8 protein-coding genes are annotated in these 15663 nt (G+C 64.9%); 5 read left to right on the forward strand and 3 right to left on the reverse strand.

The window, feature by feature from the left end:
• Window positions 1-140: 140 nt before the first annotated feature.
• Entirely contained in the window at window positions 141-710 is a 570-nt protein-coding gene (locus AB0I16_RS26145) for a hypothetical protein (RefSeq protein WP_363252000.1), read from the reverse strand.
• A 432-nt stretch (window positions 711-1142) separates the two neighbouring features.
• Window positions 1143-2873: a TIGR04141 family sporadically distributed protein gene (locus AB0I16_RS26150; RefSeq protein WP_363252001.1), complete on the reverse strand. Its 1731-nt coding sequence runs from the start codon at window positions 2871-2873 to the stop codon at window positions 1143-1145.
• 329 nt (window positions 2874-3202) lie between these two features.
• Here AB0I16_RS26150 and AB0I16_RS26155 point away from each other — a divergent pair, with 329 nt between their 5' ends.
• The 5 genes from AB0I16_RS26155 (at window position 3203) to AB0I16_RS26175 (ending at window position 13032) form a co-directional block, all read left to right on the forward strand.
• Window positions 3203-4963 carry an N-6 DNA methylase gene (locus tag AB0I16_RS26155; protein ID WP_363252002.1) on the forward strand — a complete coding sequence of 587 codons (1761 nt, stop codon included), beginning with the start codon at window positions 3203-3205 and terminating at the stop codon, window positions 4961-4963.
• Window positions 4964-4986: 23 nt separating this feature from the next.
• Window positions 4987-6942, forward strand: a complete 1956-nt coding sequence (locus AB0I16_RS26160; protein ID WP_363252003.1) for a class I SAM-dependent DNA methyltransferase — start codon at window positions 4987-4989, stop codon at window positions 6940-6942.
• On the forward strand, window positions 6939-8216 hold the full coding sequence (locus AB0I16_RS26165; RefSeq protein ID WP_363252005.1) for a restriction endonuclease subunit S: 1278 nt from the start codon (window positions 6939-6941) through the stop codon (window positions 8214-8216). The genes AB0I16_RS26160 and AB0I16_RS26165 overlap by 4 nt, the downstream gene beginning before the upstream one ends.
• Window positions 8213-11356, forward strand: coding sequence for a DEAD/DEAH box helicase family protein (locus AB0I16_RS26170; protein WP_363252006.1), 3144 nt, complete (start codon window positions 8213-8215; stop codon window positions 11354-11356). Before AB0I16_RS26165 ends, AB0I16_RS26170 begins: the two co-directional genes overlap by 4 nt.
• Before the next feature lie 74 nt (window positions 11357-11430).
• A complete protein-coding gene (locus AB0I16_RS26175) occupies window positions 11431-13032 on the forward strand; it encodes a protein kinase (RefSeq protein WP_363252007.1) in 1602 nt (533 codons plus the stop codon).
• 378 nt (window positions 13033-13410) lie between these two features.
• On the opposite strand, the gene AB0I16_RS26180 is transcribed toward AB0I16_RS26175, so the two are convergent.
• Window positions 13411-15621: a radical SAM protein gene (locus tag AB0I16_RS26180; protein WP_363252008.1), complete on the reverse strand. Its 2211-nt coding sequence runs from the start codon at window positions 15619-15621 to the stop codon at window positions 13411-13413.
• Between the last annotated feature and the right edge of the window lie 42 nt (window positions 15622-15663).

The raw sequence follows: 15663 nt of genomic DNA on the forward strand, positions 1-15663 counted from the left end.
CAGGGAATGGGTGCCCCTGCGTGACTCCTGTCCCAGCGGTCAACCCGAGCGGAAGGATACGTCCCCCAACTGGTCCGGATCTTCGAGAGTTTGTCGTTGACCGCACACTTCGGCGGCATCACTTGGCTGCGGCTGATCGGTCAGTTGTCGAGAGCAGGGATCCGCTGCCCGGCGATGGCCTCCCTCAGGAGGCTCTGTGTGCTGGGGTGTCGTCGGTATACCGCGTCGATCTCACGCGATGCGGCTTCATGGTCGTAGGGCAGCGCGAGCTGACGAGCGACGCCGTACCGAAGTGCGTCCGCGACGTCTCCACTTACCTCGGCCGTCCGTAGGCCCCCGACGATGCCGGTCGAGGCATCGACGAGGACCATGTACGCGGTGAATGGCTCACCTTGCTGCCCGGGCACGCCGACTGTGCGGTCGCTCTGGCGGTATGCCTCCCATGGTGAGTCGCCCCAACCGAGAATCGCCTTCGGGGTACCGGCGCGGGGCGGGCCATCGAAGCGGTAGCACCACATCAAATGTCTGTCCCCGACGGTGACCGCGACTGTCACTGAACCGGTCGTGAAGGCGGCCACCTCGTCCGACGTGAGGCCGTCGAACGAATGGATGATCTCGACGTAATTTTCGTTGAGTACCAAGTTGACAGCGGACTTCGGCCAGTTGACCTGTCTTGGGTACGGCTCGCCGACGACCAATGAGTACGACATGGTGCTTTCTCTCTCCAGCCTCGAATCAGAGTTGCTGCATCTGCCAACTGTTCCAGAGGAGTTGAGCTGAAGCAGACGAAATCGCGACATTGGCGCCCACGGCATCGTAGCTGGGCGTCGGCTCGGTCCGGGGAGGTCAGGAGTGGGACCAGCCGTTGGCGAAGTCGCATGAGAGGCCCGTCTAGCGGCGGAGCTCGAAGGGGCGTAAGCGGGGTGGCCGTAGGTGGTGAGGCAGGGGTGTTGCCCCACTGGCCTCATAGGCCGCAGGGCTGGCGTAGCGGTCGGCGTGGTGGTTCCGAGGCGATGTGGGAGTTGCGTGCGATGCGTGGCGGCTGGGAGCTCGGCGAGTTCCGTGCGGGGTCGTCGGCGTGGCTTCCTCAGCGGGCGGTGCCTTGCTCGGTTACGGGGAGTCCCTGTGCTCCGGCCGCTTCGTCAGGCGGCCTCGCTGAGCCTATTGGTCGCGGGGGGCAGGGCGGCCTCGATGCCGACGACCTCGACCTGGACCCCACGGGCATTGAGCACCTGTGCGGTCTGGGCCAACGTGATCAGGGAAAACGGGAAGAGGGTGTCGGGGGTCAGCCTCTCGCCCGCCTTGAGGAGGATCGCGAAGACGACGCGGCGCGGGGTGAAGTTCTCGGGCAAGGTACGACGGCCGTCGCTTTGGATGCGCACCTGCTGGGCGAACTGGGCGCGCACGGAAGGGGTCTGTTGGAGAAGCTCGACGGCGACGTGGGCCTGGTAGCAGAGGTGGCTCAAGGGGGCGGAGTCATGAGCCTTCTTCACCAGGACGAGAGTGTTGTCGGGCGCGAGGAGGTCGCAGATTTCGACCGCGTTCGTGGCCTTGATGGGGTTGTTGACGTTCTTCTGGTCGAGGCAGACCCAACCCGTCCGGTTCTTGGCGGCCTGCTCGTTGTAGGCGGCCTCCCTGATCGGCCGACGGACGGTCTTGCCCTTCTTGTTCACGTCGAGGGAGTACTGCCAGGCGGGCAGGTCCAGCGACGGGTTGGCGGGAAACAGGAGGGCCACGGTCTCACGCAGGGTACGCAGGTACGCAGCGCCGAACTCGTACCAGGCGCCGTCCAGGAAGTAGAACCTGCGCGCGCCGAGGGCGATGTGGGCCTCGAACCACTTCAGGGCACTGGTCGTCGAGAGGTGGTCCGTGGCGGATGCCCGCTCGCGGCGGTAGAGGGCCACGGTGCCGCGGCGCAGCGCCTCGATGCGCTGACCGGGCTTGATGATCCGTGCCCGGATCAGGAAGTAGTCGAGGTCAAAGGTGTCTGTGGAGAAGGGAGCGCAGTCGCCGATCTTGATCGCGTAGGTGACTGCATGGGTGTAGTCGTCGATCTGTTCGGCGGGGATGGCGGAGCAGATTGAGTCGACGGTCGGCTGACCCAGGATCATGTCGAGCTGCTCGTCGAGCGTCTTGCGCAAAGCCGGGGCGGTGACCGGCTTGATGTGCTCGACGAACGCCAGGTCGGGATTTGGATCGGTGTTCTCCAGGAGGGCGGCGATGGTGCGAATGTCGGCGATGAGGGTGCCGGGCGTGGTGCCGAGCTTGAGGTGCAGCCCGACTCCGCCCTCCACCGTCATCGCACGGCTCGGTCGGCCGCTGGAGTCGGCGGAGGCGGTCAGGTCGATGTTGTCCAGGTAGCCGCCGAGGCTGCGGACGATGCGGGAGTGTGCGCGCAGGCCGAGGGCAGGTACGGAGGTGCCGCCGGGGACGATGGAGATGTCGGTGCGGGCAGCGCCGAGCTGGTTGGCGGTGAAGTCGCGCACATGCTGCGGGTCGATGGTGCGGATGGCTACTGAGAGCCCGAAGCTCTGGTCCTTCAGGTGTGTGGGCAGCAGCCGGAACCCCTGGTCGTAGCCAACGGCGTACACGGTGGAGTCGACAGCCAACAACAGCAGCGCGCCGGTGCGCCGCTCCCGCTCACGGACGTCCTCATCGGTGAGCTGGACGAGCTCGTCGCACCAGGCGGCCTCGTCCTTGTCGATGCCGAACGTCACCCGAAGCGCGGGCACGCCCAGGAACTCGCTGGGGTCGTGGACGTCCGCGTGGTAGGCGGTGAGCTGCTCCAGATCGAGGGCATCCAGCATGGCGGCCGGGGTGGGGGCGACGTCGAGGAGCCGATAGAGGCGGCGCCTTGAGGTGGTGCGGGGCAAGGAAGTCTCCCTGGAGTAAGGGGCGCATTCGGCGCGGTGGGTCGGTAAGACGCGTGGTGCCTCTTGTGGAGCGTCGGTTCTTGTGAGGTAGCTGGCGCGTCTCGCCGTACTGGGCCGTGGACCGGCTGGGGTGACGCGGGACTTTGATGGCGTGCGCAAGGTGCAGCAGACGAACCAAGAGTTCTTGCCGCGCAGCAATGTAGCGGCGCACGAGATGCGGCGCAAGCATGTTGACATTGGGCATCGGTGTTCACAGAGCTCCGTTGACTAGATGCGATCGTGTTCACGGCGGCTTGTCTGAGGGTGATCCGACCGATATGGTCACTGTCATGAGTCCAGCCGAGCACGAGGAGATGACGGCCGCCGCGATCGCCAGGCTGGCCGGTGTCGGGCGGGCTGCCGTGTCCAACTGGCGACGTCGATACCCTGCGTTCCCGCGGCCGGTGGGCGGTGATGAGCGCAGCCCGACGTTCTCCCGGGCGGAGGTAGAGGCGTGGCTGAAGGACACCGGCAAGGGCGATCAGCTATCGACGGCAGGCCGAACTGATACCGGCACTCACCGTGTGGATCAAGAATCGCTGCACTCTGCTCCGCACAGCGACCGCCTGCCGCAGGAGGAGGGGGAGCAGGGAATCGCGGCCCTGGCCTCGGGACAACTGCTGGCTAGGGTGATGGTGGCGTTGTTGCCACGCACGACCGCCGCGACACGGCCGATCGAAGCCGGTTCTGCGGACGAACCCGCGGTACTCGATCCAGCGTGTTCCAAGGGCACGTTGCTGCTGGCCGTCGCGGATCGATTCGGGGAGGCCGTCAAGCTCGTCGGTCAGGAAGTTGAGGAGTCGGACGCTTCTGCCGCCGCCCACAATCTGCGCAGCAATGCCCACGGGGCGCCGTACGAGATCCACACTGGCGACTCCTTCCTGGACAATCAGCTCGACGCCTACCTGGGTAAAGCGGCGGCAGTGGTCTGCGAGCCTCCTCTCGACTTGCCTAGGTGGCCGGCCGACGAGCTGGGCACCGATCCGCGCTGGGTATTCGGCGTCCCTGCTCCGCGCGACAGCGAGCTGGCCTGGGTTCAGCACTGCTACGCCCATCTACGGCCCCGCGGCCTGGCCGTGATCGCGGTGGCACCACGTACCTGCGTCCAGCCCTCCGGGGAGCACATCCGCGCCGAGCTGGTACGTTCCGGCGCTCTGCGCGATGTGATCGCGCTGCCGAAGGGGATGGGGTCGGCACCTGACACCGAGTTCTGTCTCTGGGTACTGCAACGCCCCTACGACGCTGCCGCCACGGAGACGGTGCGCATGGTCGACCTCACAGAACTGGGCGATGCGGCCGACGTGCCTCAGGAGTTCGCCGCTTGGCAACGCCTCTTCACCGATGCCCACTCGACGATATTCCGTGCTGTTCCGCGCCGAGAACTCCTCAACGGCGACGCCAACCTTCTGCCCTCTCGGCACATCAACTCGCACGCCGAGGCAAGCCCTGAGGACTTCCTCCAGGTCACCGACCGGCTGCAGGCCATGTACATGCGCATCGGCCAAGGCCTGCCGAGATTCGCCACGCCAGCGAAGTCGGCGAACCCCGTGTACGTGACCTTCGGCGAGTTGGAACGCGCGGGTGCACTGAAAATCCGTTCCCGGGAGACCACCCCGCGCGCAGGCGACCTGCTGCTCCGGACGTTCGGTCGGCCGCCTGTCGTTGCTTCCGGCGGCGCTGAGGACGACAACGGCGTCGCACAGGTCGTCGAGGTCGACGGCGCCCGGCTGGACGCACATTTCCTCGCCACGTTTCTGCGCATCGACGCCAACGCGTTGCCGGTATCCAACACCCTCGGTGTACTCAGCCGAGAGGATCTGCGCCGTTGCCGAGTTCCCCGCATGTCCCTCCCTGACCAACGCCGCTACGGAGATGCCTTCCGCCACCTCGAGCAGCTCGAAGAGGTACTTACCACGCTCGCAAAAACGAGCACGCGCGTCATCGAGCAGACCATCCACGGACTGACCACCGGTGTTCTGGCACCGGAGTTCACCACCTCGCAGCACACTGATGAAGCCGAGCCGGCTGACGACGAGACGAGAGACCTGTGACCTCAGCACCCACGCACACCAAGATGGCGAACGACATCTGGTCGGTCGCCGACTTGCTGCGCGGCGACTACAAGCGCCATGAGTACGGGCAAGTAATCCTGCCCTTCACGTTGCTACGTCGCCTCGACGCGGTGATGGCGCCGACCCGCGACGCGGTGCGAGCCCGCAACGCGTCGCTGGAGGTCCAAAACAAGGACCGGCTGCTGGAGCTCGCGGCCAAGCTGCCCTTCTACAACACGTCCGACCAGGACTTTGCCTCGATCGCCGCGGACGCCCCGAACGTCGCGAAGAACCTCCGTGACTACATCAACGGCTTCTCTCCGAACGTCCGGAAGATCCTGTCCCGCTTCGACCTGGACAACGAGATCACCAGGCTCGCGGGCGCGAAGATCCTGTACAAGGTCGTCGGCAAGTTCAACACGATGCGTGACCTCGACAAGCTCTCCAACCACGACATGGGCTACGTCTTCGAGCACTTGATCCGCAAGTTCGCCGAAGACTCCAACGAGACCGCCGGTGAGCACTTCACCCCGCGCGAAGTCATCAGGCTGATGGTCAACCTGCTCATTGCTCCAGACGCCGAGACCATCGCCGGCGACGGGCAGGTCATCAACATCCTCGACCCGGCCTGCGGCACCGGCGGCATGCTCACTGCGGCCGAAGACCACATCAAGTCGATCAACCCGCAGGCCAAGGTCTACCTCTTTGGCCAGGAGCTCAACGCGGAGTCCTGGGCGATCTGCCAGTCGGACATGCTCATGCGCAACCAGCCTGGCCGCATCCACTTCGGAAACTCCTTCAGCGACGACGGCTACCCGGACCAGAAGTTCGACTACATGTTGGCCAACCCGCCGTTCGGCGTGGAGTGGAAGAAGGTCAAGGACGAGGTCGAGGCCGAGGCCGAGATCGGCCACGCCGGCCGCTTCGGCGCGGGCACGCCGCGCATCAACGACGGCTCATTCCTCTTCCTCCAGCACCTGCTCTCGAAAATGGAACCCGTCGAGGGCAAGGGGACCCGCCTGGGCATCGTCTTCAACGGTTCGCCGCTCTTCACGGGAGCGGCCGAGTCCGGAGAATCGAGGATCCGGCAGTGGATCCTGGAAAACGACTGGCTAGAGGGCATCGTCGCCCTCCCGGACCAGCTCTTCTACAATACTGGCATCTCCACCTACTTCTGGATCCTCTCCAACCGCAAGTCCGAGAAGCTGCGCGGCAAGGTGGCCCTGATCGACGCCCGCGACCAGTGGGAGAAGATGCGCAAGTCCTTCGGTGACAAGCGCAAGCAGATCAACGACGAGCAGATCAAGCACATCACTGAGCTGTACGTCGACGCGCTCAACGGCGCGGTTGACGAGGGCCATCCAGACCACGCCAAGGTCAAGGTCTTCAAGACCCGTGACTTTGGCTACCTCCGCATCACCGTCGAACGCCCCTTGAAGCTGCGCTTCGAGATCACTGAGGACACTCTCGCCGCGCTGGAGAACGCGAAGGCCCTGGCCAAGTGGGACGGTCGTGAGGCGATGGTCGAAGCACTGCGCGGGCTGACCGGCTCGGTGTGGTGGACGAAGCAGGAGGCTCGGGATGCCCTTCACGAGGCCATCGCGGCAGACGGTGCACAGTGGCCAGGCACGGCGGCGCTTCTCAAGGCGCTCTGGGGTGCGGTCTCCATCTCGGATCCCAAGGGCGAGGTCCAGAAGGTCAAGAAGGCCGGCATCGAAACGGTCCTTCCAGACCCAGACCTGCGCGACTACGAGAACATTCCGCTCGACGAGGACATCGAGACCTACTTCGCCCGCGAAGTCACCCCACACGTCCCGGATGCCTGGATCGACCACGACAAGACGAAGGTCGGCTACGAGATCCCCTTCACCCGACACTTCTACGTATACACACCGCCAAGGCCGCTTGCAGAGATCGACGCCGAACTACATGACCTTGAGGCGCAGATCCAGAAGCTGTTGGGCGAGGTAACGGCATGAAGAAGCGCCTCCGTTACATGGCCCAAGTTAACCCACTGAGCCGTCGATTCGAGCAGCTTGATGGTGATACTTACATCCCTTTCCTACCGATGGAAAATGCTTGGCCGGGTGAAAGGCTCGATTTGAGCCAGAATCGCCCAAAGTCGGCTGTAGCCATGGGCTACACACGATTTGAATCTGGCGACATTGTCGTACCGAAAATCACGCCGACCTTCGAAGCGAGCAGGTCGACACTGATCTCGGATCTACCAGATTCGGTAGGTGCTGGAAGCACCGAGTTTCATGTTGTCCGACCTGGCTCAGAGATCGATCCACGATTCCTTCTGTACATCTTTCACTCGCACGATTTCCTCAAACTCGGTGAAGCCGAGATGTATGGCGTTGCCGGCCAAAAACGCGTTCCTGACGATTTTATCAGGAATTGGATTGCCGACCTCCCGCCACTCGATGAGCAGCGCCGCATCGCCGACTTCCTCGACGCCGAGACCAACCGTATCGACAAACTCACCGAAGCGACACGGAATCAGCAGAATCTCGTACTAGCACGCCAGAGTGTCGCATTCCATCAAGCCGTAGTCGAGGAAGGGGGTCCGGACCTGAGTAACCTCGACTTGAGGAGTACTGGCGATGATTGGAAAATTCTCCCCCTAAACCGCACTCTACGGCAGCTAACGAACGGATATGTTGGTCCCACGCGAGAAATTTTTGTTGATGATGGAGTTCCGTACATTCAGTCGCTACACGTGAAGCATGGCAGTATCGACTTTAATCGTCGACCCTATTTCGTAACTCCAGAATGGGCAGAGGAACGTCCAAGAATTCGTTTGGGTTACGAAGATCTCCTCATCGTGCAGACGGGCGCGATCGGCGAAGTCGCCATCGTTGATGAAGCGTTCACCGGTGCAAGTTGTCACGCTCTCCTGATTGCTCGCACGAACCATGAAATCCTCCTCCCTAAGTATCTGTGGCATGCGTTCCGTAGTCACTGGGGCCGGCGATCTCTACTTCGCGAACAAACGGGAGCGCTACATCCGCACCTTGAGGCGGGGAATGTGCGTTTTATGAAGATTCCGATCCCTCCACTCGCTTGGCAGCACCGCATCGTGGAGCGATCCGATGCGATGAGTCGAGATACGCAGAGGGTTCACCGGGCACTGATGCGGCGGCTTAGCCTCCAGGCTGAGCGCCGCCAAGCCCTCATCACCGCTGCCGTTACCGGCGAGTTCGACGTGACTACCGCCAGCCGTTCAACCTCGTCTGGAGGCGTCGTATGAGCCAATCAGCCTATTCCGAAGACGCCTTCGAGGCTAACGTCGAAGCCGCGCTGCTATCAGGTGGCTGGTCCCGTGCTCAAGGCACGTTCAACGTCGAGCTCGGCATCGATACCGGCGAGATGTACCGCTTCATCGGCGCAACGCAGATGAAGGCATGGGGCCGGCTCATCGATTTCTACGGCGGCGACCAGAGCACCGCCCAGCGCCAGTTCGCAGAGCGCGTCGCCGCCGAAATCGACGCGCGCGGCGTGCTGGACGTCCTGCGCCAGGGAGTACGCGACCGGGGCGTACAGATCGACCTGGTGTACTTCCGCCCCGGCCACACCCTGGCCGTGGACGCGCTCGCCGAGTATGACGCGAACGTGCTGACCGTCGCGCGCCAGCTGCACTACAGCACCCGCCATCCCCGCCGCTCCCTCGACATGGCGCTCTTTGTCAACGGTCTGCCGGTCGCCACCGTCGAGTTGAAGAACCCGAACACGCATCAGAACGCCGACCACGCCGTCGCGCAGTACCGCCGTGACCGCGATCCGAACGATGTGTTCTTTGCCAAGCGGGCGCTGGTTCACTTCGCCGTGGACCCCGACCGCGCCTTCGTCACCACGCGGCTGCGCGGTGCCGATACGCAGTTCCTGCCGTTCAACCTAGGCTCCAACGGCCCCGGCGTGTCCGGTGGGGCCGGAAACCCAGCCGCTACCCCCGGCTCGTACAGTGTCGCCTACCTATGGGAGCAGATCTGGCAGCGCGACAACTGGCTGGAGATCCTGCACCGCTTCATCCACGTTAAGGCCCCGGACAAGAAGGGTGCGAAGGGGAATCCACACACCTCCCCCCGCATCTTCCCGCGCTACCACCAGTGGGACGCCGTGCAGAAGATGGTCGCCCACGCCCGGGAACACGGGGCCGGGCACAACTACCTGATCCAGCACTCTGCCGGCTCCGGTAAGTCGAACACGATCGCCTGGCTGGCGCATCGTCTCTCCACCCTCTTCAACGATGCCAACCAGCCGGTCTTCAACAAGATCATCGTGATCACCGACCGGGTGGTCCTCGACCGGCAACTCCAAAAGACCATCTTCCAGTTCGACCACACCCCCGGTGTGGTTAAGAAGATCGACGAGGACTCGACCCAACTCGCCAACTCCCTGGACGACTCCACCTCGAAGATCGTCATCAGCACGTTGCAGATGTACCCGTTCGTGCTGAAGAAGATCGCCGACATGGGTCTGTCCGGCAAGCGCTACGCAGTGGTCATCGATGAAGCGCACTCCTCACAGGGCAGTGAATCGGCGATCAAGATCAAGCAGGCGCTCGGTTCGAATGTTCCGGCTCGCGAGGAGAACGAGGACCCCGTGGAGTACATGACACGGGTACGCGGCAAGCAGCCGAACCTCTCCTACTTCGCCTTCACCGCTACCCCGAAGTCGCCCACCCTGCGGCTGTTCGGCACCTTCGACCCGGACCGGGTGAACCAGCGCACGGGAGAGCAGGGCATGTACGTGCCCTTCCACATCTACTCGATGCGACAGGCGATCGACGAGGGCTACATCCTCGACGTGCTCGCCAACTACATCACGTACAGCACCAAGTGGCGGCTGCGTAACGCCGCCGTCGACCAGGCCGAGTCGGCCATCTCCAACCCCGAAGTCGACGAAAAGAAGGCCAAAACCAAACTCGTCCGTTACGCCGAGCAGCACCCCAAGTCCCTGGAGCAGAAGGCGCGGCTGATCGTCGACGACTTCCGGGAGAACATCACCGGTCGGCTCGGTGGCCGGGCCAAGGCGATGGTCGTCACCAGCAGCCGTCAACACGCGCTGGATCTCTACCAGGCCATCCGCGCGTACGTCACCCTGCGTGGGTACAAGGACTGCGGCGCTCTCGTCGCGTTCTCCGGGCAGCTCAAGGACGACGCCGGCCTGGAGTTCACCGAGGCCCAGCTCAACGGCTTCCCGGAGAGTCAGCTGCCGGACAGATTCGGTTACACCAAGGCCGACGATCCGCAGGCGGCCGCGCGCGCCCAGGAGGAGTACCGGATTCTGGTTGTCGCGGAGAAATACCAGACCGGCTTCGACCAGCCGCTGCTGTGCGCGATGTACGTCGACAAGCCGCTGACCGGCGTCGCGGCCGTGCAGACGCTGTCCCGGCTCAACCGCATCCACCCGCTCAAGTCGCAAGACGACGTACACATCCTCGACTTCGTCAACGAGGCCGCCGACATCCAGGCTGCCTTCGAGGACTGGTTCGAGACGACCATCACCGAACCGAGCGATCCGAATCTCCTCTACACCAAGCAGCACGAGGTGATGGGGTACGGCCTCCTGGCTGCATCGGAGATGGAGGCGTTCATCCGTGTCCTGTCCGCAGCCGGTCCCGGCAGGATGCCGGACGCCGCCGAGCGCAAGCTTCACACCGAACTCCACGAGTACCTGAAGCCGGCCTTGGATCGCTTCAACGCCCTGGAGACGGACGACGAACGCGAGGGGTTCCGGGGCGCGCTGCAGGACTACGTACGCGCCTACAGTCTTATCGCCCAGATCGTCGACTGGGGTGACCGGGACCTGGAACGCCTCTACCAGTACGGCAGGATCCTGCTCCTCCGCTTGCCGGGACGCCCTTCCGTATCGGTCGACATAGGGGACGCCGACCTGAGCCACTTCCGCCTGGAGTTCACCGGACGCCACAATGTGTCGCTCTCCGCCGTCGGAGACCGGGACGTCCGGGGACACGCCGCCGACGGCGGAGGCTACCGGGAACCAGAGGTGAAGCCGCTCTCCGAGGTGATCGAGGAACTGAACGAGCGCTTCGGACTCGACCTGAGCACCTCCGACCAGATCCTCGTCTACCAGCAGGTCGTCGGGCTGGTCGAGGACATCTCGATGCAGCAGATCGCGCTCATGAACGACGAGGCCCGCTTCGGGCAGGTCGCCGACGACCGGCTCGACGACATCGTCGCGGAGAACGCTGAGCGCAACACCGACTTCATGAAGCTGTACTTCGACAACAACGAATTCCAAAAGGCAATCAAGGAGGCAGCCCGCAAGCGCGCCTACCGGATCATCACCGAGCCGGCGCGGGACGAAGCCCTGGCAAAGCTGCGCAGTGAGATGCGCCGGGAAACCGGAGGCCAGGCGATCGAGTAGTAATCGCTGTAACCAACAGGCGGTGGGGCGGGAGGAGCCTAGGCTCCGAGATCTCTGGGCAGGAGTGGTGGGGCGTGACGAACAGTACAGAACAGTCGGCCGAGAGACCGCTGCTCGCTGGGCGCTACCGGGTAGACGGTTCGATCGGCCGCGGTGGCATGAGCGAGGTCTTCCACGGTTACGATGAGCGTCTGGACCGACGCGTCGCGATCAAGGTGCTTCGCCCCTCGCCGACGGCCGCGATGCCAGCCGCACCGGACAGTCCCGAGGCGGTGGAGATCCTCGACGGTCTGGAGCGCGACCGCAAGCGGTTCCTACGCGAGATCCGTACTTCCGCGCAGTTGGAGCATCCCGGGATCCCGGCGGTCTACGACACTGGCGTCGAGACCGCCCCCGACGGTAGTACGCAGCTATGGCTTGTCATACAGCTTCTGCGTGGCTCGACGCTGGAAGCGGTGCTCGACCGCACGGATTACGGCGACGCGGCGCCGAGCGTGGCGTGGGCGGCATCGATCGCGGCACAGATCGCCGCGGTGCTGGCCGACGTGCACCGGGTCGATATCGTCCACCGCGACATCAAGCCGTCCAACGTGATGCTAGTCAACGGTGGCCTAGTGAAGGTCCTCGACTTCGGCATCGCCATCCTGCGCGGTGCGGGCGCGCTGCCCCGGCTGACCCAGATCGACAAGACCGTCGGGACCCCGCCCTATATGTCTCCGGAACAGTGCCTGGGCAAGGTGGTGACCTTCGCCTCGGACATCTACTCACTCGGCTGTCTGCTCTGCGAGCTGCTGACTGGCGACGTGCCGTTCCATGGGACCGACAGCATGCCGCTGCGCGCCCACCACCTGCAGACACCCGCCCCCTCAGTCCTGGGTCGACGAGCCGATATCCCGGCCGAACTTGACGGGCTGCTGTCGTCGATGCTCGCGAAGGATCCGCAGGAGAGGCCCTCCGCTGAGGCGGTCTACGAGGCCCTCCTGCCTTTTGCATCGGCTCCGTGTAATTCGAGGACGGGAGGCGACGAGAGTCGGGATCCGACACGTCCCTTCCGCCGACCCCTCCTGGCCCCGGCCGAGCAGCGGGAGCAGCCCACAGGCCGAGGGAAACTCACCGATGCCGAGGCCAAGGAGCTGCAGGCCAACGTTCGGGTACTGCTGGACAACGATCATCCCTCTGAGGCCATCCGACTCCTTGAGGACGGCGTCGCCCGCGCTACTCACGACCCGTTCTTGGACCTGCGCCTGCGCCACTTCCTCGCTGCCGCTCATTTTTACGCGGGCGAGTACACCCGTGCCGCGGGACTCTTCGAAGTCGTCGGCCGCGACTACCGCAAGCATCTGCCTGCGACCGACTCATACGTCCTCGACTGTTCGTACCACGCCGGACATGCTTACGCCGAGATCGGAAACCCAGGCAAAGCCTTGCCCCAACTCCGCTTCTATGTACAGAACGCTGATGTCGCGGCGAGCAACGACACCGCGGACCAAATCCGCGAGTCGCGTTACCTCATTGCTCAGATGCTCGCTGCCTCTGGACGACATGATGAAGCGCGGGTGGAGCTCGAAACGGTTCGTCGCCTCCTAGTCGTCTCAGTCGGGGCCAACTCAACCCAGGTCCGCAACCTTGATAAGCAGATTGATCGGCTGGCGAGCTACCAGAAGGGCGAAATCTGAGCGGCCGCCCGAGCCCGGGGCATAAGCAGACCCGCCGACTGTTTGGCCCTCCCTGGCATTGGGTGGGCAATCCGGACGCGCACCTGGCCAAGGGCATCGTCAGGCTCGAGCCGACTCCAACTTGATCGAGTCGGCCTTCGGTTCGGCGCTCATGTCCCTCCGCTCGCACAGCCTCACCGCCCTGCGGCTGCGGAAAGAGAGACGGGGGAGGCCGTGGTCAGTGCGATGCACAGGGGCTCGGCCTGTGGGTCGTGACCGGTCCGATGGGCGCATTGCGATCACGGCGGTTGTTGCCAGAGCGGTTGCTGGATCCGCGCTGGATCAGGTGCTTGGATGCGGCGTTTTTGCAGCTGGCTGCTGAGTCGTCGACGTTCCGCTTCAACGTCTGAGCGGATACCCGGCGGCGGCCCGGTCCGTGGTGGTGGCGGGTGGGGCGGCTTGTTGTGCGGGGTCGGCCGGCGGCTGATGGAGGGCGGACGGTGTGGAGGGCCGGGGCGTGCTCTCGGGCGTCGGCTCGGCGCGGAGCAGGCGGCGGCTGATGAGGAAGTCCCAGGCCTGCTGGGCGACGGGGGGCGGCACCGCGGGGACGGCGCGTTCCGCGTCCGGCAGGGCGCGCGGCGCGGTGAACAACCGGAGGAGGGCCACCAGGCCGTCCGGGACGAAGTACAGCCGGCCGTCGACCCGCCGGAAGGCGAACCGGCCCGGTTGGCCGGCGTCGCCGCGGCCGGTCCAGTAGTAGTACGTGTACTCCCGCACCACCTCGGGCTCAGGGCGGCGGATCACCGTGCCGTTGATGACGTAGCGCGCCGTGCGATCCGGCTGGTCCGGGCCCACGACCCGCATGATGTCCGCGCCGTACCGCTCCTGGTAGAAGTACGTGTGCGCGCAGTCGGTGCCGCCCACCCACGGGCGTCCGAGGTGGTTGCCCGTCAGGGCGGCCTTGGCCTCCTCCACCGCGGCCAGCTCGCGTTCGTCAGGCCCGCCGCCGACCTCCTCGTAGTCCAGCGCACGGGCGATGTCGTGGTCGGGGTACGGCATCACCCCCCGCAGTCCGAACTGTTCGGGCCGCTTGGCCACGATCGCCCCGGCGGTGAGCATGAACGTGCCCAGACCGCCGAACGTCCACTTGTCGCGGTGCTCCCGCAGGAAGTCGACGGACTCCATGGCCTCGGCCGCGGTCTCCGTGGGGAAGCCGGTGAACCCCATCATCTGCACTCCGATCCCCGCCTGCGTCATGGCGTCGATCGTCCGGGTCACCTGGGCGAGCGTGGTGCCCTTGTCGATCAGATCGAGGATGCGCTGGTTCGCGGACTCGAAGCCCACCGAGACCGAGACGCAGCCACTGCGCCGCAAGGTACGGCACCGCTCGGCCGACCAGTACTTCTCCAGGCGGATCTCCGCTCCCCACCGGAAGTCCAGACCGGACTCGATCACCCGCTCCGCGAATTTCAGGATGGTCGCCGGTGCCAGTACGTCCACCGAGAAGTAGATGAACCTGGCGAACCTGGATATCTCCGCGACGTCGCCGACCATCTTGTCGACCGGGTCCTGCCGCCACGGGCTGGTCGGGCTGTCCCCGTTGAGACCGTAGTCGCAGAACGTGCACTTGTTCCAGTAACAGCCCCGGGTGGGGGAGTAGTACACGAACGGCTCGGGACTCAGGTACGCGTCCCACGGCAGCGTCGAGTAGTCCGGGGTCGGGAGAGCGGCGAGCCGTTCGTAGGTGAACACCGGCAGTGCCCTGCCGGCCCCGTGCCTCGGGTGCAGGCGGATGTTGGGGTGGCCGCTCGGCAGGCGGCCCGCGTCGAGGGAGTCGAGGATCTCCACGTACGCGCTCTCGCCCTCACCCACCACGAGCGCGTCGAACACGTCGAAGATCTGGAACACGCTGCTCTTGTCCACCGCGTACTTGTTGACGTCGGCGACCTCGGTGCCGCCCGCCACGAGGAACGCGTCGGGCAGTGCCCCGCGGACGAGCCGCGCCAGCCACAACGCGAACGGCAGTTGGGAGACGAAGGTGATGTTGATGCCGATGACATCGTGGCGGCCGGCGACCAGACGGGGCACCAGGACGTCGGAGTAGTACGGGGTGAACGCGTTGCCCAGCCGGGCGAGCATCGCCTCGTCCGTGAGGTCCCGGACCGAGGAGACGTTGAACCTGTCGTAGGGCTGGAACTCGAAGCCGTTGTGGAACTGCCCGGGCAGCCCTGCCGAACCGAGGGTGTTCATCCAGCCGGTGACGGTCTCCACCGCGTGCTGGTACTGCGTGTAGTCGTAGAACCGCTCGGAGTCCTGGAGCACCCGGACGGCCTCGGCGGTCTGCTCGGGTGACACCTGCCCCACCCGCAGCCGCATCGCGGCGACCGCCGTGGGCGACATCCGGTCGTCGAACGGCGAGGCCGCCGACGCCTGCTGGGCCAGCCAGTCGGGGGACAGGCCGGTGTACGAGTGGTGGAACGCCTCGATGTTGGCGTCGATGACGGTGGCCGCGGCCTGCCCGTGCGCCCGGGCGTACGAGTCCAGGTAGCACAGCGAGTGGTAACCGCAGGTCGGGTCGGTCAGCGGTGGGTAGATCAGGACCGGGCGCATGTGTTCTCCTGGGCGGTATGCGACGTCCCCGCCGTCGAGCGG

The organism is Streptomyces sp. NPDC050703 (assembly GCF_040654435.1).
GTDB lineage: Bacteria > Actinomycetota > Actinomycetes > Streptomycetales > Streptomycetaceae > Streptomyces.